This window comes from Caldicellulosiruptor bescii DSM 6725 (genome assembly GCF_000022325.1).
GTDB classification, from domain to species: Bacteria; Bacillota; Thermoanaerobacteria; order Caldicellulosiruptorales; family Caldicellulosiruptoraceae; genus Caldicellulosiruptor; species Caldicellulosiruptor bescii.
The window spans coordinates 414,227-434,971 of sequence record NC_012034.1; the positions used below are offsets into that span (position 1 = coordinate 414,227).

Sequence of the window (20,745 nt, forward strand, 5' to 3'; positions counted from 1 at the left end):
AAAGGTTTGCTGAAAGATTTTTCTTTTTATCTTCAGGAGTTTTTGAGAAATGTAACGTTAATTAAAATAACGCCGTTTGATATTATTGACATTGCAATTGTGTCGTTTGTGATATACAAAATAATTGTGTGGATAAAAGACACAAGAGCGTATCAGCTCATAAAAGGGATAGCAGTGCTGATTGTTATTACACAGGTGAGCAAGTGGCTGAGTCTTAATGTCATAAACTGGCTTTTGACAAATACGCTATCTTACGGTGTTTTGGCGCTTTTGATAGTTTTCCAGCCAGAGCTAAGACGTGCTTTAGAGGAGATTGGAAGAAGCAAAATCTGGGGCAAGTTTTTGTGGCTTGGCCCTGATGAGGAAATGGCAATAAAATGGCAAAACAGCGTTGAAGAGATCATAAAGGCTGTGATGTATCTTTCCAAAAACAAGATTGGTGCATTGATTGTTGTTGAAGGTCAGACCAAGATAGGGGATATTATCAATACAGGGATTATAATTGATTCAGAGATTTCATCCCAGCTTTTGATAAATATATTTATTCCAAACACCCCACTTCATGATGGCGCAGTGATTATAAGAGATGGGAAGATAAAAGCAGCTGCATGTTTTTTGCCTCTATCCGAGAATAGATACATAAGCAAAGAACTTGGGACACGACACAGAGCGGCACTTGGGATATCCGAAAACTCTGATGCAACAGCAATTGTTGTATCAGAAGAGACAGGGATTATTTCTGTTGCGTACAATGGTGGTCTTACAAGAAACTTAGGACCTGAGGCTTTAAGAAAAATACTTCTCAGGCCTTTAAAGCAAGAAAAAGAGAAAAATGGATTAAGTATTTTCAAGTGGAGGCGCTAAAGTTGAAAAAGATTACCATAAAAAAACCAAAAGACGACAATTTCTGGCTTAAGATAGTTTCAATTTTGATTGCAATTATTCTATGGTTTTATGTAAATAGCATTATAAACCCAATAAAGAAAAGGGAGATTATTATTCCTATTAAATACAACATTACAACCTTGTCAAAAGGTCTTGTGATGAAAGAGACTGATGCCAAAGAAGTGAGAATAGTTATAAGCGGAACACAAGATGAACTTAGCAAGGTTGACGAAAAGAATATCCAGGCAACGGTAGATTTTTCTGATATAAGACAGACAGGAGAAGTAAAACTTCCAGTAGCTATCCAGAATCCTTATCACAGGATTAACATTGAGAGTGTGTATCCCAAAAATGTTACGGTATCTATTGACAATCTTGTGACAATCCAGAAAGATGTTTCTGTTGAGATAAACGGAAATCCCAAGAAGGGTTATATTATAAATAATTATCAGGAAGAGCCAAATGTGATAAGCATAAGAGGTGCTGAAAGTGATATAAAAGAGATTTCAAAATGCATAGCTCAGCTGAACTTGAGTCTTAACGACAGATCGTTTAAAGCTTCTGTACCTGTAAAGGTAATAGATTCAAGGGGGAAAGACATAACATCGCTTTTTGACCTTTCACAAAAGAGCATAGATGTGTATGTAGAGATACTCAAAACAAAGCAAGTGCCCTTGAGTGTCAAGTTTAAAGGTAGTCTTCCACCAAGTAAAGTGATATCAAAGATAGTTTTAAAACCTTCTACAATCAATATAGCAGGAAAAGAAGAAGACATAAACTCAATAAATGAGATAGTTGTAGGGACAATTGATACAAAGATGCTTGAAAATAAATCAACATTCCAGTTTGACTTTAGTATTCCGAAGAATATAAAGTCTTTAGATAATGTAAAACAGGTTACAATCACCATATACACAGATTCAGTTGTTGAGAAATCTATCAATATCCCTGTTGAAGTGAGAGGACTGAAACCTGGGCTTGTTGCAAAACTGAGTCCTGACAAGGTTAAAGTAGCACTCAAATACTACCAAAGTGTGCAAAATTCTATAGATTTTAATTCTTTGAAGGCGTATGTGGATGTTTCGAATCTGACCAAAGGAAGTTACGACCTTCAGGTGTTGGTCGAAAAGCCTGCAAACATAGAAGATTTTGGTGTTTCCCCCACTTACATAAGAGTGGAAATTTCAGAAAGTAGTCAGCTTCAATCTCAATAAAAGAATACTGTGTGCACAGAAAAAAGAGGAGATGACCTGATGCTGCTTGAGGAAAAGCTTTCTAATCTTCCAACATCGCCAGGGGTTTATATAATGAAGGATGAAAATGGAAATGTTATATATGTTGGCAAGGCTGTAAACCTGCGAAATAGAGTCAGACAGTATTTTCAAAACTCTCAAGATATGCCTTCAAAGACAAGGCTCATGGTAAGGAAAATAAAAGACCTTGACTATATTGTGACAGACAACGAGGTAGAAGCTTTGATTTTAGAGTGCAACCTAATAAAAGAATATAGGCCCAAGTACAATGTTCTTTTGAGAGATGACAAAAACTACCAGTATATAAAGATAACAAACGAGATGTTTCCGCGGCTTGTGACAACAAGAAAGGTTGAAAAAGACGGCAGCAGATATTTTGGCCCGTATGTCAGTGGGTATTCTGTAAAGCAGACGGTTGAGCTACTAAAAAGTCTTTTTATGCTCAGGACTTGTAAGAAAAAGTTCCCAGACCAGCTTGGCAAGGGTAGGCCCTGCCTTAACTTTCATATAGAAAAGTGTCTTGGTGTGTGCAAGGGAGATGTATCAGAAGAAGAATACCAAAAGCTGGTTGAGAGAGCTGTAAAGGTTTTAAGTGGCAAGGGTGATGAGATTGTTGAAGAGCTCAAAGCAAAGATGTTTGAATATGCCGAAAATCTAATGTTTGAAAAGGCGCAGGAGATAAAAAATAAGCTTTCAAGTCTTGAGCAAATAATCACAAAACAGAAAGTCATTTATGCAGATGACAGAAGCGAAGATGTTATAAACTTCGCAAAAGACCAAACACACATTGCAATTGTTGTTCTGATTATCAGAAATGGTAAGCTTATAAACAAGGAAGAGTTTGTTTTGAAAGCTGAGGAGGATACGTTTGAGAGGTTTTTAGAGCAGTATTACGCTGACGTTTTATCACTGCCAAAAGAGATTATAATTCCTCATGAAATAGAAAATTTTGACAATATTGAAAAGATGATAGAAAAACTTTACGGTTTCAAAGTGAAAGTAATCATTCCAAAACAGGGTGAAAAAAAGCAGCTTCTTGACATGGCAAAAAAGAATGCAGAGATTTCACTTGCTAACAGGCAAAGAGTAGATGATGTTTATGCTGAGGCGCTTTTAACTCTTAAAAGTATCCTTGGACTTGAAAACGAAATTGAAAAGATAGAAAGTTACGACATTTCCAACATTGCAGGTGCTGACAATGTAGGAACCCTTGTTGTGTTTGAGGATGGAAGGTTCAACAAAGAATTTTACAGGAAGTTCAAAATAAAAGGATTTGAAGGGCAGGATGATATAAGAAGCGTCAAAGAGGTTTTGACAAGGAGGTTTACAAACTTAGAAAAGCATGGGAGAATTCCTGATTTGATATTGATTGATGGTGGACAAAATCAGGTCAATGCTGCATTAGAGGTTTTGAACACTTTGGGATTTTTTATTCCTGTTGCTGGCATGGTGAAAGATGATAGACACAAAACAAGGGACTTGATTTACAATGGTAAAGAAGCAGGTATTCAAGAGTATCCGCTTGTGTATAAACTTATATATGCTATTCAAGAAGAGACGCACAGGTTTGCAGTGAAGTTTCACAGAGAAGTTAGAAAGAAGCATCTGTATGAGTCAATTTTAGATGAAATAGAGGGAATAGGAGAGAAGAGGAAACTCAAGCTCTTTAGGACTTTTGGGTCAATTGACAATTTGCGAAAGGCAAGCATTGAAGAGATTGTAAAAGCAGCTGACATTCCATATGAGGTTGCTTTGAAAATAAAAGAAAAGATTGGAGTATAAAAATAAATTGACGTAGAAAGAAAGGTGTGGGTACAAATTGTTCTACACGACAGTTGGCAAAATAATAAAAGAGCTCAATTTAGAGTGTTTGACAGAAATCAGTGGCATTGAAGAGAGAAAGATAAAGGATATGAACTTGAATAGACCCGCTCTGCAGCTTATGGGGTTTTTTGAGTATTTTGATGAGCAAAGGGTTCAGATAATAGGAATCTCTGAGATGGCGTATTTGAAGACCATGACACCATCGCAGCGAAGAGACGCAATTGAAAGACTTTTTCAGCGAAATATCCCGTGTGTGATAATTACCTCAAACCAGGAACCTTTTGAGGAGTTTTTGGAATTTTCAAAAAAGTATGGTGTTCCTCTTCTTCGCACTCAAGAGGTTACGACAAGGTTCATGACAAATTTGAGCACTTTTTTGACACACGAACTTGCACCAAGGATAACCCGCCATGGCACGCTTGTAAATGTGTATGGTGAAGGTGTTTTGATGCTTGGCGAAAGTGGGGTTGGGAAGAGCGAAACTGCTTTGGAGCTTGTAAAAAGAGGACACATTCTTGTTGCAGACGATGCAGTTGAAATTCGAAAGGTTTCTGAAAAGACCCTTGTCGGTGAAGCCCCAGAGATTATAAGGCATCTTATCGAAATTCGAGGGATTGGAATATTGGATGTCAAAAACCTGTTTGGTGTTGGCTGCGTTAAGGAGTCTGAAAGAATTGACCTTGTTATCCAGCTTGAAACATGGAAACAGGGCAAGGAATATGAACGACTTGGTCTTCATGACCAATACATAGAGATTTTGGGGATAAAAGTACCGACGCTTGTGATTCCTGTACGACCCGGCAGAAATCTTGCCATCATTGTTGAGGTTGCAGCAATGAACAACAGACAAAAGAAAATGGGCTACAACGCAGCAAAAGCCCTCACAGAAAGACTTCAAAAACAGATGAGCAGAGGAAATGGAGCTGAGTAAAAAAGCTAATGAAGAGAAAAACAGATATTAAAAGAGGTAAAAATGACAAATCTAAAGAACAATGAAAAGAAAAGCTTCTGGAAATGGCTTGTGGGGCTTTTGCACATTCAGGTAGACTGAGGCAAAAGCTCTCTTTTTTATTTTGTTTGACAATTAAAACCTATGTGTTATATAATCTATATAACGCATATAACTTAGAAAGAGGTGCTTTGTGTTGGTATCTAATTTCAAAATTATCTTTATGTGCATTACACTTCTTCTTTCAGTAGGCTTTCCGGTTGTGCTGGCTGTGGTTGTTTTAAAGAAGTACTCAAGAGTTTTGAACTCAATTTTAATAGGAGCATTAATATTTTTCATTTCTCAGATTGTTCTGAGAATTCCGATACTTCAGATCTTGTCAAAACAAAGTTACTTTGTAGAATTTTCCAAGCATTACCTTGTATACTCTCTCTTTTTGGGTCTGACAGCTGGAATTTTTGAAGAGGTTGGAAGATACATTGGTTTTAGAGGGTTTTTAAAAGATAGGCTAAACTATCAAAACGGTCTTGCTTATGGGATTGGACATGGTGGGATTGAATCAATATTGCTGGTTGGTATGAGCTATATAAACAACATTGTGTTTTCATTCTTAATCAACTCTGGCAGTTTAGATACACTTTTAAAAAGCAAAGTTGCGCCTGAGGTAATCGGTGCTATAAAAAGTGCACTGATAAATACGCCAGCTTCAGCATTTCTTCTTGCTGGTTTTGAAAGAGTTTTCACAATGGCAGTTCAGATTGCTCTTTCACTTTTGGTTCTGGTGGCTGTTAAGAAAGGAAAGCTTTATTATCTCGTGCTGGCGATATTGCTTCATACAATCATTGATACGCCGGTTGCATACATGTCATTATTGAAAGTTAATATATTTGCTATTGAATTTGTAGTTTTGCTTTGGGCTGTGTTGAGCCTAATTTATATCATAAAGTGGAAAGATATTCATAGAATACAAGAAAGCTAAAAGGGCTGAAAGCGAGATGTTTATAAAAATTGACTTTACCTCTGACATGCCAATTTATGAGCAAATAAAGAACCAAATAATAGAGGCAGTAGCAAGAGGAGAACTTCAAAATGGCGATAGCCTTCCTTCTATCAGAGACCTTGCAAGCGAAATTGGCGTCAACATGCACACAGTGGCAAAGGCATATAATGAGTTAAAGGATATGGGACTTATTGCTATTAACAAAAAGCATGGGGCTTATATTGCTGTGAGCAAAGGTTATAATAAGGAGTTTTTAAATGAGATAATAGAAGAAGTTACTCCAATTGTTGCAAAAGCCATTTGCAAGGGTATGAATAAGAATGAATTAATAAGGTTGATTGAAACTATTTTTGATAGTTTTGGGGGAAGGGAAGATGGATGAAAAAGGCGGGTTGGGGGATTTGGCTGGGATTTAAACTACGCAAAGCCGCTTGGCAAGTTCATAGGGTTTTTAATAATTGGTATTTTGGTTGCAGTGGTAGTTGTGAGTTTGGTTTTGATTTGATTTTGTCTGATTCATGCTTACGTTAAGATGTGGTATAATAATACTGTAGAGATTATTCTAACTCTTCTTTAAAATTTGATTTCTAAGGAGAATTAGTTAAATGGACAATGAAAACAAGGAAAAACTTCCTGCAAAAGAGCATGATTCTACTTTTAAACTTCTTTTTGAAAATCCTAAGGATATTTATCTTTTGTTGAGCAAAATCATAAACTATAGTTGGGCGAACGAAATACGTGAAAGCTCAATTGAAATAAAAAAGACAAATTACATTACAAAGGAATTTTCTCAAGTAGAGGCAGATGTTGTGGCAAAAGCAAGGCTAAAAGACAGAGATGTATATTTTTATATATTGATAGAAAACCAATCAACAGTAGCAAAAGATATGCCAGAACGATTATTGCGGTATATGATTTCCATATGGGCAGAAGAAATAAGAAATGGTGTTGAAAAACTGCCGGCTATTATTCCTATTGTTGTTTATAATGGGCTTGATAGAAGGTGGGAAGTGTCTACCGATATAATTGGGGCATTTGATATTTTTAAAAATGATATTTTCAAGTACAAGGTTGTAGATATTGCTCAAATTGATATCAAAAATTACTTGCAAGAGGAAGATGTTTTAACACCAATAATTTTTTATTTAGAACAGGTAAGAAATGACAGCAATGAATTAGTTCGCAGGTTACAAGAAATTGAACAAAGCTTAAAGAAGCTAAGTTTTAACAATATTGAGAGGTTTTTGCTATGGTCCCAGCATGTTATAAGACCAAGATTAGGGAATGAACAAAAGAAAGAATATGACAAGCTTGTAATGAAGGTAAGACAAGAGGGGGTGGAGCTGATGGGTGAGTTTGTGTCAAATGTGGCAAGGCTTTTGGATGAGACAAAAACAAAAGAATTTTTGGCAGGCGTCCAACAAGGTATTCAACAAGGTATTCAACAAGGTATCCAGCAAGAGAGGATAGAGACAGCAAAAAGAATGATTCAGTTAGGAATTTCGTATGAGGTCATCTCTAAGGCAACGAACCTTAGTATTGAGGAGATTGAAAAAATAGCACGCGAGCAGATTAACTAAAGCTTAGACGACTTGAGAAACTTTATACACAAAATTTCTTGCACAATGTATTCCAAAGTGCTATACTAAAAAATGAAAAATTAAATAAAGTGGTTTTAAGGGGGAGCTGAGCGGGGCAAAGCTCGGCTGAGAGTAGGCACTCAATAAAACATAAAAACCCCGTGCCTTGACCCTTTGAACCTGATCCGGGTAATGCCGGCGAAGGGAAAGCAAAGATTTCAAGGCCTTTAATGCAAAATAGTCCGGCATTAAAGGCTTTTTGTTTTATAAAAGATGGACCAAAATTTACACAAAAAGTTCAAAGAGCTGCCGGTAAAGGCAGCTTCTTGTTTTAATGGAGGTGAAAGTTTTGTTAAGGGTAAATGACAAAGAGATGGAGTTTTGTGGGAATGTGCTTGAGCTTTTGTTAAGTCTTAATTTAAATCCTCAAGTCTGTGCAGTTTTAGTCAATGGCGAAATTGTGAAAAAGGAGATGTGGGAAAACTTCTTGCTCAAAGACGGAGATTATGTTGAAATTGTCAGCTTTGTAGGCGGTGGATAAAAACTTCAAGTTTTGCAAGTTTAAAAACTATACGCAGAAAGGAGACGATTGATATGTTCGAGATAGGTGGCAAGATCCTCAAATCAAGACTTTTTGTTGGAACAGGAAAGCTTCCTGACTACTCACTTGTTGAAAAAATGTACTATGAGGCAGGGGTAGAAGTTTTTGCTGTAGCTGTCAGAAGAATTGGACCTAACACAAAGCATACAAAAAATGTGTTAGAATATATCCCTAAGGATGCAATAATTATGGTAAACACTTCAGGTGCGCAGGACCATAAAGAGGCTGTAAAGATTGCAATGATAGGAAGAGAACTTACAAATTCCAACTGGGTAAAGGTTGAGATTGAAAAGGACACAAAGTATCTTTTCCCGGACAGTATTGAGACTTTGAAAGCCTGCGAGATTCTGGTAAAAGAAGGGTTCAAGGTCTTCCCGTATATATATCCAGATCTAAACCTTGCAAAGGAGCTTGAGCTAATTGGTGTTGAAGCTGTCATGCCGCTTGGCTCACCAATTGGGACAAACAAAGGTATAGGATGTGAAGTGCTTTTAAAGCCTATCATAAACGAGATAAAAATCCCTGTGATAATTGATGCAGGGATAGGAAGGCCATCTCATGCAGCAAAGGCTATGGAGATGGGAGCTGATGCTGTGCTTATCAACACAGCAATTGCAACATCTTCAGACCCCGTGAAAATGGCAATAGCATTTTCTAAAGCTGTTGAGGCAGGAAGGCTTGCTTTTGAGGTTGGGCTTTTGAAAGAATATGAGTATGCTCAGGCATCATCACCTTTGGAAGATTTTATAACAGGCTAAAATATATATTTCAAACAAAAAAAGAAGGTGCTAAGCAAAGATGACAGAGTTTATAAGAAAAGCTGAAAAAGTTTGGGAAGAGTTTAAAGATTATGTTCCCACTTATGATGAGGTATGTGAAATCTTAGAAAAAGAAGTTGTAAATATTGAAGATGTAGCAAAACTTTTGAATGTAGAAGACAAAAACTCAATCCTTCTCATGGCAAGCAAAGCTAAAAAGCTCACAAGAGAAAACTTTGGCAAGGTCATCCTCTTGTATGCGCCGCTGTATATCTCAAACTACTGTCAAAACGGATGTGTTTATTGCGGATTTTCTTGCAGGAAAAATTATAAAAGAGAAAAACTTGAGCTTGATGAAATTGAAAATGAGCTAAGAAGTATGAAAGAAGAGGGTATCGACTCTGTTATAATCCTCACAGGAGAGGATAGAATATACTCTCCAGTTGACTATATTAAACAGGCCTGCAAAATAGCAACAGAATATATGTCAGAAGTTTCGATTGAGGTTTATCCTCTTTTTGAAGAAGAATATAGAAGTCTTGCAAACGCTGGTGTTGTGGGAATAACCATATATCAGGAGACATATCAAAAAGAAGATTATGAGAAGCTACATCCTTTTGGACCAAAAAGGGATTTTGAGTTTAGGCTCACTGCTGTTGAAAGAGCCCTATCTGCCGGGTTTCATGAAGCGTGCGTGGGACCGCTTTTAGGGCTGTCTCATCCCAAAAAAGATGTGCTTTGTACTTTGCTTTATGCAGAGTATCTTCTTGACAGATTTCCCAAAGCAGAAATTTCAGTTTCATTCCCGCGCGTAAGATCCGCAGGCTTAGATTTTGTTCCAATATTTTCTGTTTCTGACAAGGAATTTATAAAATTTTTGATTGTTGCAAGGATTTATCTTCCAAGAGTTGGAATTGTGATATCCACAAGAGAAGATGCGCGCCTTCGTGATGCACTCATTGATGTGTGCATAACAAAGATGTCGGCAGGTTCTAAAACAACTGTCGGCGGATATGCAACACAGGAAGAAAAAGATGCCCAGTTTGAGGTTGAAGATAGAAGAACTGTTGCTGAGGTTGTAGAGAGTATAATAAAAAAGGGACTGAGACCCGAGTTTACTAACTGGGTAAGGGGTGTTGGAAGTTTATGAGCTTATTTGACCTTATGCTAAGAAACTATTTTGATGAAAAAATGCTTGAAAAACTCTCAAAGGTCAAAATCCTTATTATTGGCTGTGGTGGTCTTGGTTCTAACATTGCAGTGTTGTTGGTTAGATGCGGTGTCAAAAATCTCACAATAATCGATTTTGACAAAGTGGACATTTCAAACCTCAACAGGCAAAACTATTTCTTTTATCAAGCAGGTGAGGACAAAACCTCTGCACTCAAAGACATTCTTTCAAAGATAAATCCTTATGTTAGTGTAAAGGCTGTGAATATGAAGGTTGATGAGTCGAACATAGATAACTTGATTTTGGAACATGACATCATTGTTGAAGCTGTTGACAATGAACTTACTAAGGTTTTGATTTTCAGAAAAGCACACGAGCATGGAAAAAAGGTTGTCTTAGCATCAGGAATTGCAGGGTTTGGCGACTGTGAAAACATTAAAATCAAACGTGGCAAGAACTTTTCGATTATAGGTGACTTTGTAACATCAATAAAAGAGAAAAAACCTCTTGCTCCAAAAGTGGTTGCAGTTGCTGCAATGCAGGCTGATGAGGTTTTGAGGATGGTGAGCGAGCTTGAGTTTGACTAAAGAGGGAAAATTAAAGCTATTTTCAACATATACCATCTATGGGATGACAGCCGAAAAGTTTTCAAACGGAAGGTCTAACATTGAAGTTGTAAAGGTTATGCTTGACAGCGGCATAAAAATCATTCAGTACAGGGAAAAATACAAGTCTTTGAAAGAAAAGTACAAAGAGTGTCTTGAAATAAGAAAGCTCACAGAAGATTATGAGGCACTCTTAATTGTCAACGACCATGCAGACCTTTGCCAGATGGTAGGTGCAGACGGTGTTCATTTGGGGCAAGAAGACTTACCAGCAGATGAGGTGAGAAAACTCTTGGGTGACAAATTTATAATCGGTGTTACCACACACACAAAGGATCAAGTTTTGAAAGCCAAGGAAGATGGTGCTGACTATGTGGGTTTGGGACCGGTCTTTGCAAGCTTTACGAAAGACAATCCACATCCACCAATTGGGCTTGAAATGGTAAAATGGGCAGCTGAAAACTCCCCTTTACCTTTTGTTGCAATAGGTGGGATTAAAGAGCACAATTTAAAAGAGGTCTTGGCAAGTGGTGCAAGGTGTATCTGTGCTGTTACAGAGATTGTGGGTGCAGATGATATTCGCAAAAAGATAGAAAGCCTTTTTAAGATTTTGAAAAGTTTTGAAAGGAGCTGAGTGAAAATGACTCAAATGAGCTTAGCAAAACAAGGGATATTTACAAGAGAGATGGAGCTTGCCATAAAAAATGAGGAGATAGATAAAGAAGAGTTTTTGCAAAAGGTTGCAGAGGGCAAAATTGTAATTCCTGCGAATAAGAATAGAAAAAGAGACAAATATTTTGCCATTGGCGATGGAACATATGTCAAGATAAATGTTAATCTTGGTGTGTCAGAGGCATGTCCAAACTTTGATTTAGAGCGCCAAAAGCTTGAACTTGCCAAAAAATTTGATGTTGAATCTGTGATGGATTTATCGAGCGGGCTTGATGCTTCAAACTTTAGAAAATACATTCTTCAAAACTATGACTTTATAGTAGGAACAGTTCCAGTTTACCAGGTTGCATCAAGGCACGACGACATCACAAAGATTGACAGTAAAGAGTTTATAGAAGAGATTGAAAGGCAGGCAGAAGAAGGAGTTGACTTTTTCACAATCCATGCAGGAATTACAAGAAGGACTTTGGAGAGGTTTGAAAAAAATGAGCGTCTGCTCAAGATTGTCTCAAGAGGCGGAGCACTTCTTTATAAATGGATGATGGCAAACCGAAAAGAAAATCCTTTGTATGAGCATTTTGATGAGATTTTGAAGATATGCAAAAAACATGATGTTACAATCAGCCTTGGCGATAGTCTAAGACCAGGTGCGGTGGCTGATGCAACAGACGCGCTGCAGATAGAAGAACTTATAAACCTTGGCGAGCTTACAAAAATGGCTTGGAAAGAAGATGTGCAGGTGATGATAGAAGGGCCAGGGCACATGAGAGCAAATGAGATTGCAGCAAACATGGTAATTCAAAAGAGGCTTTGCCACGGCGCACCGTTTTATGTCTTGGGGCCTCTTACGACAGACATTGCAGCTGGCTATGACCATATCTCAGGTGCGATGGGGGCGCTCATTGCAGCTTTAAATGGAGCAGATTTTCTGTGCTATGTGACACCTGCTGAACATTTGAGGCTTCCATCTTTAGAGGATGTCAAAGAAGGAATTGTTGCGTTCAAAATTGCAGCGCACAGTGCAAATATAGCAAAAGGGTTCAAAAAGCCGCTTGAAAAGGATATTGAGATGTCAGTAGCAAGAAGAGACCTTGACTGGGAAAAGATGATAAGCCTTTCGGTTGACCCTGAGAAGGCAAGAGAGTACAGAAGCAGTTTCACATCTGATACATGTTCAATGTGTGGAAGACTCTGCGCTGTAAAAAATTCAAGGGATGAAGCTGTTTTATAAAAGCTGTGGCATGTTTTTTCTTGACCTTGTCAGTTAGGAGAAGTGTTTGAGCTAACAAAAAATAACAAAGTCTAAATTTATGCGGGTTTTGAGAATAGAAAAATAAAAAAATTTTAAAAATGTAGTGGCAGATTAGAGTCTGAAATGTATTACTAATACTTGACATTTTGAATATATTGTGGTACAATTACTTAAAATACCTTTGAGGAGCTACCATATGTTTGTCAAAATAACTAATGCTGGCGGTTACCAGTATGTTAGATTAGTCGAAAACTATCGTGAAAATGGCAAGGTTAAGCAAAGAGTGCTATTCAATTTTGGTAGACTTGATCTCCTCAAAAATGATGCTGCTTTTAGAAACATTGTAAAAAAACTATCTGATATTGTTGAAAGAACAACTACTGACAATACAGAAGCTGTTACTATTGAATCTGAAGAGGATGTATCGGATGCAGTTATAAAAAATTGGGGGTACATTGTATTCAGAAAGTTATGGGAAGAACTTGAAATAGATAAATTTTTAAAAGAGAGAGCAACAAGGGGGCGAAAGATAAAATTTGATGCAGACAAAGTAAGTTTTTTGATGACAATACAGAGATTGATAGAATCTATGAGCAAACTGAGAACTTATCATGAGAAGAATAGATATTTTGGATTTGAAGAGGATATAGATTTAAATCAGTTATACAGGTGTTTAGATTTTCTTGACAGTATAAAAGAGGATTTAGAGACATACCTGTATCAGAGAAATAGGGATTTATTTAAGATGGTGGTTGATATAGTTTCTTATGACGTGACGACAATATATTTTGAGAGTGAGGGTAAAGAGTTTAAATATAGAAGAGAATTTAATAATAACGTATTCAAGCAAGAGAGCAAGAAAAGACAAAGAAGATAGGGAAAGACTTGTATCAAAAGCCAAAGAACTTTTAGAGAACAAAGGAAGAATAACAGCCTTAGAGAAGAAAGGTGCGAGGAGATATTTGAAGAAGAAATCAAAGACAGAAGAATATGAATTGGATGAGGAAGCGATAAAAAAAGATGAGAAGTTTGACGGTTATTATGCAATACAGACGAGCAAAAAGGATATGGATGTAGGAGAAGTTTTAGGGGCATATCACGATTTATGGAAGATAGAACAGTCATTCAGAATAATGAAAAGCTGTTTGGAAGTACGATCGATATATCACTTTACAGAAAGCAGAATAAAAGGACATTTTGTGATATGTTTTTTGGCATTTTTGTTACAGAGGACATTGGGATATATTTTGAGGAAAAAAGGTAAGGGAATAAGTAGTGAAAGGATAATGGAAGCGATAGATTCAATGAATTTTATTGAAATAGAGATAAAAGGGAAGAAATATTTGATAAAGCAAAGGACAGGAGGAGGAGCTATAGACATCCTGAATGTGATGAAGATAAAGGTGCAAAAAATTTCATGACATATGAGGAAGGTTTAGGATTTATTGGCATTAACAAATGATGTAGTGACAAAATTGAGGTCCAAATTTTGTCAATCCCAGTCCTCCCAAGGTTTTTGAGTTTCAAACTGACAAAGTCAAGAGTTTATAATGAAATAATGAATAGCTTTAAAAAAGACCCTTCCAGGCTTTTAAAAAGCTTTAAGGAGGGTCTTTTTTAATATTAAAAATCAATCCCAATTATTGAGTTAGATGTAAAGAGCAGCTGGTGATTTAAGTTACATATAATAATTGAAATTGCGGCAATTTTTATTTGAAAATTTATTTTTGAGTATTTCACAAATTTATACAAATTCGCTTATAAATATTCATGCAAATTCTATATTGCTTTTTTTTTTTTTGATAATATATAATCAATCCAAAAATCATAAAAACAAGGAGTGAGGGGTATGGGTGCTAAAATTAATACAAATTATCATTTGGTTAAAAACAACTACAATCATTTTAATTCTCCCAATTACAATAGCAAAGTTTCTACTCAATCTTTATCAAATAATTGGCTTGTAAGTAAAAAGGCATCTTCACATTTAACACAGCCTTACAAGGTTACATTTTCAAACATTTCCTCTGCTTCCTCTCAAAAATCTTCTGCAAACAGCAAGACTCATAACTCAAGTACAAGCAGTAATGAACTTTTTGGGTTTATTTCAAACATAAAAAAGGATATTTCAGAAACTGCCAGAAAAGCTCAAAATAATGTTAATAACTTTGTATCTTCTGCATCTAAAACTATCAGTACTACAATTAAAAGTGTAGAGCAAAAAGTTTCTTCAGCAGCAAAAGTACTAACTCAAAGTATTAATAATCTTAAAAAAGATTTAAAACAAACTGCCGAAAATGTAAAGCAAAAAGTTCAGCAATTTATAAATGCTGAAAAGAGCAACAATAAAACAAATCCTCACCTTAATAGTACTTCAACTCATAAAGTTCCTGAACAAAAAAATAAAAGTGGGACATATGTAATAACAAAAAATACCAGTTCAAAAAGCAGCAATACTTCTGCAAATAGTAAAAGTTCTAACACTTTGAGCATTGACATGAGTCCTTACAATCCTACTAAATCACCTGGAAACGCATTGGGTAATGCATTTGCCGCAAAAGATATTGTAAAATACACAAAAGCATATAAAAAAGATGGTTTTACAATAAAAGTTACAGCTGATAAGAAATATGCTATAATAAAAGGTGCGAGAACTGAATCTGCTTTAAAAGAAGGGATAAAAGGAACGAGGTATGCGTATAAGAATGCAGAGAAATATCCAGAGGTATTCAAGTTTGTTGATAAAAGAACTGCTGTAAAAGAAGCATTTAACGTAAAAAGTATAGCAGGGAAGATTGCAATAGCAGGTATAGCTTTTGATGCGGGGATTGATGTATATAAGGATATAAAGAGCAAAGCAGAGCCGACAAAGGTAGCAGCTGATGCAGTTGTTGATGTTGCATTTGGTGCTGGTAATGTGACGGCTTCTGCTTGGGCGGGAGCAATAGCTGGTAGTGCTTTTGGACCTATTGGTACGGCTGTAGGAGCAGTGGTCGTAGGTTTAGGTTATACTTTTTTTACTGAATCTTTTGAAGTAAATGGAAAATCCTTGAAGGATGCTGTCAAGCAAATAACTAAAAAAGCATTTGATCATATAGCTTACTAAAGAAGTTTAAATATAGTATATCTGAAAGAGGTGGCATGATTATGACAAACGAAGAATTTTATGCTTTAAAATATATAAAGGAGATTGTACACCCCTTAGAACATCCAGAAAGATTTAAAAGTAATATGCCGTGGGATTTTATGGGATATGCAATTTTTTGCATACTTCCTGCTACATTAGCTATGTTAGTAGATAAAAGTTTAGTAACAAAGATTATTTTTTGGAGTTGTGTGGGAATTTTTATTTTATTGGTTTTATTTGCAATTTATATTTATTCAAATCCTTATAAAAGGCAAAAAGAAATAGTGCTTTTTATAGGTATGTTTTATTTACTATTTTCAATATCTTTAGAAGCAATTGCACTTTTATATACAGGTGTACTTGCACACCTGTATATTCTTGCATTTTTATTTTTTTCTATCTACATTGCTCTGCTGTTGTATATATTTATGGTTTTAATTCCAAAAATGCTAAAAGGATTCAGATGGTATAATTCGAAATTTTATAAAAGCAAATTAGGCAGGAAAATAACTGGTATTGCCATATCAGTTTCTTCTGTTGCAGGTGTTCTTGGCATGTATTTTGGTAAGGTTATTGGTAATTTTTTGAGCCAGTGGGGTGTATACATTGCAATTTCCTTTTGTGAGAGCATTCTATCATATTTATGTTTGTTCGGGATTCAGTATGGTTATAAATATTACTTGATAACCAAATATCCCCAGTTTTATTTCTATTGCGAACCTCCGAAAATGAAGAGTCGAAAAACAAGAAATGCAAAAGTAGAAAGATCAAAGAAATTACAATATTCAGCAAAAGAATTAGAGAATAAAAATAAATAATTAGCGTTATAACAAATTAAAGAAAAAGTTTTTGTTCGACTTTTAATTGGGAGAGGAAGCGACAAAAAATGACAACAGAAGAATTTTATATCAGAAAATTTATACGGGAGATTGGTGGTTTTACAGAAGACCATGAATATTTTAGAGAAAATACATGGATTACCTTAATATTTGTTTCTTTATTTAATTTATTAGCAGTTTTGCCTCCTATGTTAATTCGCAATAACCCAAATAACCAGATTAATATTCTGGAGAGCTATGCAGTGGTAACAATTTTTTTAATTCTGTTAGCAATTTATATTTATATAAACCCCTACAAAGGCAAAGGCAGATTGTGCTAGGAGATATTGTACTTATATTTTTCCCTGTTTTTGCTGATAGGTGCGGTTGAATATACAAGGTGTGCAAGCACACCTGTATATTTTATCATTTTTGTTTGTTGCAATTTACATTGCTCTTTTGTGGTATATATTCAAAGTTTATATTCCAAAGCTGCTGAGAGGATACAGGTGGGAGAAGTCAAAGTTTTGGAAGAGCAAGCTGGGTAAGAGAATACTTGGGTTTGCGGCATCGTTTATTTCAGTGTCAGGAGTTACAGGAATGACAATTGCAAAGATTTTAGGGAATTATCTCAGTCAACATGCAGTATACATTGCAATGGAGTTTTGCTGTGTTATTATGTCATATATAATTGCATTTGCTGGTTATAAGATTTACAAATATTACCTGATAATTAAATATCCCCAATTTGCTGATTAATATGAACCACCGAAGGAGAAACAGCAAAAGAAGAGAACTTATAGCAAGAGGAAGATCAATAGTGATAAAATAAAAAATGGTATTCAAACTTCAAAGAAAGTTGAAAGCAAAAAAAGTGAGATGAAAGAGAATAAAACTATTGATGCATTACCAAAAGAGTAGCAAAGAGGGGTTATGATATATGAAATATAGATTTGAATGCAAATTTTTAGAAGCTCAAAAAGTCTTTTTAGAAATTACTTCTGAGAAAACAGGGAAAAAATATATTCCAATGGTAAGAGAAAATGATAGTTTTGTCTGTGAGTTAGATTTGACTCATTCTGATGTTTACAAATACATCTTTGTCATTGACGACAACATCAGGCTAATAGACTGGGCAGCTCCTTTTACCATTCCAACTGAAGATGGACAAATATTTTCCTGCATCGCTATAAATGCTGATGGAGAAATCTTAACATATGATTTTAAACCAAGCATATTTGTTAAGGACTTTGGTTTTTGCAATGACACAATTGAAAATGGGGAGTTAATTTATAAAAGAGCTTTTTCAAAAAAAGACAAGAAGGTATGTGTGAGGATTGAGTATAAAGATGTTTTGGGTTTTCATCAAAGCAGTATACTCTGGTACAAACCTGATGGGGAGACTTGTCAAGAATTTTGTGTTTCCACATCAATAGCGCATATTGTAGAGCTGTAATATATTGTAACTGCATTTTTTAAGAATAGGTATTCCGTTTTTCCACTTGCCACGATGCAAGTTTTCTCTTTGTAAGTAAATGTTTATTTCTAAAATTTCTACAGATTGAAAATAACCGCCTGAGTTTATTCTTATTTTTTCAATTATACTGTTAACACTTTCTACTGCACAGGTAAGTATAGATATGCTTTCTTAAATCTTCAGGATACTTCATATGTGCAAGATAAAATTCGGCTTTTTCGCAAATACCCTTTAAGAATCTGGGGTATTTTGAGGAATATTGATTACAAAGTTCTTTAAACTTTAAAACTGCAGAAAGAGCAGAATACGAAGATATCTTTTTTGCCTTCTAAATCAATACCGAGGACAACATAGCAAGTAGCTTGTTTAACTTTTGAGTTATCTTTAATTTCGCTTTTGAATAACCGTCAATGATGAGAGCAAAAGTACTTTCAGGAAGTTCTCTTTGTTTAAAGAGTTGAAGCTCGTTTTTTAGATCGTTTTTGATTTTTTCGATTTCGTCTTCAGAATAAGGCAAATTCATGCTTTTAAGAGTTTGGACAAGAGAACGCTCAAGAGTAACCATTGATGTACTTGCGACATAAGCAGGGAAGTAGATAAGCTATCAACTCTTTTGTAGCGGAAAGAAGAGAATAGAAGGTCGGAAATTCTAAGGGCGTCTGCGGGGGACAGAAATTTCAAACTACATAGCAGGTGTTGCAAGTTTTCTTTCATAGAAGCCATTGCCTTTGTCGTTTTCGTTTTTAGCAAGGTAAACAGTTCTTTCTGATAACATAAAGCAATCGAGCAAGTTTTACTTTTAGCGAAGCTGTTTTATAAAACTGTGGCATGTTTTTTTAAAAAGGAGATGAAAGTAGAAAGATGAAAAAAGTGCTCATAATTGCCGGGTTTGACCCATCAGGTGGTGCAGGCGTTTTGCTTGACGTAAAAGTTGTGAGGGCGTTGAATAGTTATGCAACATCTGTAGTAACATCTTTGACAGTCCAGGATACTCAAAGGGTCTATGACTTAAAACCCATAGACCCTCATTTTTTTGAGTATCAGCTTCAAAAAGTGGTTGAAGATATAAAACCAGATAGTGTCAAGATTGGACTTTTAGGAAGTTCTGAGATAGCAGTTGTTGTGCTGAGAAACTTAAAAAGGTATAATCTTAAAAACATAGTGTGTGACCCGGTTTTGAAATCCACAAGCGGTTTTGAGTTTTGTAAAAGTGAGTTTATAGAATTTTTAAAATATGAGTTTTTCAAAGCTTGTGATGTAATAACACCCAACAAAAATGAGGCAGAAGTCATTTTTGATGTGGAAATTAAAAATTTTGATGAAGATGTTCTAAGCTGCGTTCAAGAAAGAATGAAGAAAATGGGAATAAAATCATGCATCCTAAAAGGCGGTCATCTTGATGGCAAGCTTGCAGAGGATGTTTTGATAACTCAAAGTGGAATTTTTAAAGTACATGCAAAAAAACAAGGCTCAACAGATAACATTCACGGGACTGGCTGTGCATTTTCGACTGCATTTGCCACTTTCCTTGCAAAGGGATATAATATGTATGATGCCTTGATAAGCACCAAAGAGTATGTTTCAAACCTAATATATAAGTCTACAAAAATCGGAAATGGAAAGCTCATTTTAAACCCATAGGTTTTTTCATTATAAATATTTCGAAGGATTTTTACAGGAAGGGGCAAGGAAAAAGTGGCAATAAAGTTTGAGCTAATTAAAAAGAGCAAGAAATCCAATGCAAGACGAGGAAGACTCTACACACCACACGGAGTGATTGAAACACCGGTTTTCATGCCAGTTGGCACTCAGGCAACAGTCAAGGCTATAATGCACAGAGACCTGTATGAGATGGGAGCTCAAATAATTCTGGCAAACACGTACCATTTGTATCTTCGACCTGGAATAGATGTTATAAAAGAAGCAGGTGGACTTCACAGGTTCATGAACTGGCAAAAACCAATTTTAACTGACAGTGGTGGGTTTCAAGTGTTTTCACTCAGCAGGCTTCGAACAATCACAGACGACGGTGTTGAGTTCAGGTCGCACATAGATGGTTCTCGGCACTTTTTCACACCTGAAAAGGTGATTGAGATTCAGAATATCCTTGGCGCAGATATAATAATGGCATTTGATGAGTGTGTGCCATACCCTTGTGACCATGAGTATGCAAAGTGGGCTTTAGAGAGAACAGCAAGATGGCTCAAAAGATGCAAAGCTCATCACAAAAACACAGAAAATCAGGCACTGTTTGGGATAGTGCAGGGCTCAACTTATAAGGACTTGAGAATAGAGAGTGCAAAGCGCACAGTTGAAGAAGACCTTCCCGGCTATGCAATAGGAGGACTTTCTGTTGGCGAGCCAAAAGAGCTCATGTATGAGATGATAGAGGTACTTCACCCAATTTTGCCAGAGGACAGGCCACGATACCTCATGGGTGTTGGAACACCAGACTGCTTGTATGAATCTGTCATTCGCGGTGTTGACATGTTTGACTGCGTGTTTGCAACCCGCACTGCAAGAAACGGCACAGTCTTTACCAAAGAAGGTAGGATGATTATAAAAAATGCGCAGTATGCAAAGGACTTTAGACCTATTGAAGAGGACTGTGATTGTTATACATGCCAGAACTTTACCCGCGCTTACTTGAGGCACTTGATTAAATCTGAGGAAATCCTTGGTGCAATTTTGCTTTCTATCCACAATGTAAGGTTTTTGCTCAGGTTCATGGAAAAGCTGAGAAAGGATATTGAAGAGGATAGGATATAAGTTT

Annotated in this window: 20 protein-coding genes, 2 pseudogenes and 1 riboswitch; of the genes and pseudogenes, 21 read left to right on the top strand and 1 reads right to left on the bottom strand. The window is 36.0% G+C overall.

Annotation, left to right across the window (positions count from 1 at the left end):
- The first annotated feature begins 6 nt into the window (after positions 1-6).
- The 19 genes and pseudogenes from cdaA to ATHE_RS01840 all read left to right on the top strand — a co-directional run bounded on the left by cdaA (position 7) and on the right by ATHE_RS01840 (position 17,254).
- Entirely contained in the window at positions 7-864 is an 858-nt protein-coding gene (gene cdaA / locus ATHE_RS01750; RefSeq protein ID WP_015906962.1) for a diadenylate cyclase CdaA, read from the top strand.
- Positions 865-866: 2 nt separating this feature from the next.
- Positions 867-2,099 carry a CdaR family protein gene (locus tag ATHE_RS01755; RefSeq protein WP_015906963.1) on the top strand — a complete coding sequence of 411 codons (1,233 nt, stop codon included), beginning with the start codon at positions 867-869 and terminating at the stop codon, positions 2,097-2,099.
- Between the two features lie 39 nt (positions 2,100-2,138).
- Complete coding sequence (uvrC, locus tag ATHE_RS01760; protein WP_015906964.1) at positions 2,139-3,920, top strand: excinuclease ABC subunit UvrC; 1,782 nt, start codon at positions 2,139-2,141, stop codon at positions 3,918-3,920.
- A 37-nt stretch (positions 3,921-3,957) separates the two neighbouring features.
- Complete coding sequence (gene hprK, locus ATHE_RS01765) at positions 3,958-4,893, top strand: HPr(Ser) kinase/phosphatase (RefSeq protein ID WP_015906965.1); 936 nt, start codon at positions 3,958-3,960, stop codon at positions 4,891-4,893.
- A gap of 214 nt (positions 4,894-5,107) precedes the next feature.
- Positions 5,108-5,890, top strand: coding sequence for a YhfC family intramembrane metalloprotease (locus ATHE_RS01770; RefSeq protein WP_041727313.1), 783 nt, complete (start codon positions 5,108-5,110; stop codon positions 5,888-5,890).
- A 16-nt stretch (positions 5,891-5,906) separates the two neighbouring features.
- Positions 5,907-6,293 (top strand): GntR family transcriptional regulator, encoded by a 387-nt coding sequence (locus ATHE_RS01775; protein ID WP_015906967.1) that lies wholly within the window; start codon positions 5,907-5,909, stop codon positions 6,291-6,293.
- Positions 6,290-6,442, top strand: a complete 153-nt coding sequence (locus tag ATHE_RS14585; protein WP_156046817.1) for a hypothetical protein — start codon at positions 6,290-6,292, stop codon at positions 6,440-6,442. Before ATHE_RS01775 ends, ATHE_RS14585 begins: the two co-directional genes overlap by 4 nt.
- Before the next feature lie 74 nt (positions 6,443-6,516).
- Complete coding sequence (locus ATHE_RS01780; protein ID WP_015906968.1) at positions 6,517-7,491, top strand: Rpn family recombination-promoting nuclease/putative transposase; 975 nt, start codon at positions 6,517-6,519, stop codon at positions 7,489-7,491.
- 89 nt (positions 7,492-7,580) lie between these two features.
- Positions 7,581-7,713: riboswitch (TPP riboswitch) on the top strand.
- A 127-nt stretch (positions 7,714-7,840) separates the two neighbouring features.
- The gene (thiS, locus tag ATHE_RS01785; RefSeq protein ID WP_015906969.1) at positions 7,841-8,032 is read left to right on the top strand and encodes a sulfur carrier protein ThiS; all 192 of its coding nucleotides are present in this window, start codon (positions 7,841-7,843) and stop codon (positions 8,030-8,032) included.
- Between the two features lie 53 nt (positions 8,033-8,085).
- Positions 8,086-8,850: a thiazole synthase gene (locus tag ATHE_RS01790; RefSeq protein ID WP_015906970.1), complete on the top strand. Its 765-nt coding sequence runs from the start codon at positions 8,086-8,088 to the stop codon at positions 8,848-8,850.
- Between the two features lie 40 nt (positions 8,851-8,890).
- Complete coding sequence (thiH, locus tag ATHE_RS01795; RefSeq protein ID WP_015906971.1) at positions 8,891-10,000, top strand: 2-iminoacetate synthase ThiH; 1,110 nt, start codon at positions 8,891-8,893, stop codon at positions 9,998-10,000.
- Positions 9,997-10,608 (top strand): sulfur carrier protein ThiS adenylyltransferase ThiF, encoded by a 612-nt coding sequence (thiF, locus tag ATHE_RS01800; protein ID WP_015906972.1) that lies wholly within the window; start codon positions 9,997-9,999, stop codon positions 10,606-10,608. The genes thiH and thiF overlap by 4 nt, the downstream gene beginning before the upstream one ends.
- The gene (thiE, locus tag ATHE_RS01805; RefSeq protein ID WP_179121856.1) at positions 10,595-11,260 is read left to right on the top strand and encodes a thiamine phosphate synthase; all 666 of its coding nucleotides are present in this window, start codon (positions 10,595-10,597) and stop codon (positions 11,258-11,260) included. Before thiF ends, thiE begins: the two co-directional genes overlap by 14 nt.
- A gap of 6 nt (positions 11,261-11,266) precedes the next feature.
- A complete protein-coding gene (gene thiC, locus ATHE_RS01810; protein ID WP_015906974.1) occupies positions 11,267-12,529 on the top strand; it encodes a phosphomethylpyrimidine synthase ThiC in 1,263 nt (420 codons plus the stop codon).
- A 217-nt stretch (positions 12,530-12,746) separates the two neighbouring features.
- Positions 12,747-14,012: pseudogene (locus ATHE_RS01815) on the top strand (IS1634 family transposase).
- 387 nt (positions 14,013-14,399) lie between these two features.
- Entirely contained in the window at positions 14,400-15,656 is a 1,257-nt protein-coding gene (locus ATHE_RS14070) for a hypothetical protein (RefSeq protein WP_015906975.1), read from the top strand.
- 41 nt (positions 15,657-15,697) lie between these two features.
- Positions 15,698-16,495 (top strand): hypothetical protein, encoded by a 798-nt coding sequence (locus ATHE_RS01830; protein ID WP_015906976.1) that lies wholly within the window; start codon positions 15,698-15,700, stop codon positions 16,493-16,495.
- A 68-nt stretch (positions 16,496-16,563) separates the two neighbouring features.
- A complete protein-coding gene (locus ATHE_RS01835) occupies positions 16,564-16,836 on the top strand; it encodes a hypothetical protein (RefSeq protein WP_015906977.1) in 273 nt (90 codons plus the stop codon).
- 61 nt (positions 16,837-16,897) lie between these two features.
- Complete coding sequence (locus ATHE_RS01840) at positions 16,898-17,254, top strand: hypothetical protein (protein ID WP_143287547.1); 357 nt, start codon at positions 16,898-16,900, stop codon at positions 17,252-17,254.
- 648 nt (positions 17,255-17,902) lie between these two features.
- Here the strand turns inward: ATHE_RS01840 and ATHE_RS14190 are convergent.
- Positions 17,903-18,765, bottom strand: a pseudogene (locus ATHE_RS14190) (transposase); the annotation flags it as partial.
- Positions 18,766-18,833: 68 nt separating this feature from the next.
- Between ATHE_RS14190 and thiD the strand changes: the two are divergent.
- Together thiD and tgt are read left to right on the top strand one after the other, a co-directional pair.
- Entirely contained in the window at positions 18,834-19,613 is a 780-nt protein-coding gene (gene thiD, locus ATHE_RS01855; protein ID WP_015906980.1) for a bifunctional hydroxymethylpyrimidine kinase/phosphomethylpyrimidine kinase, read from the top strand.
- 54 nt (positions 19,614-19,667) lie between these two features.
- Entirely contained in the window at positions 19,668-20,741 is a 1,074-nt protein-coding gene (gene tgt, locus ATHE_RS01860; RefSeq protein ID WP_015906981.1) for a tRNA guanosine(34) transglycosylase Tgt, read from the top strand.
- Positions 20,742-20,745: the final 4 nt, after the last annotated feature.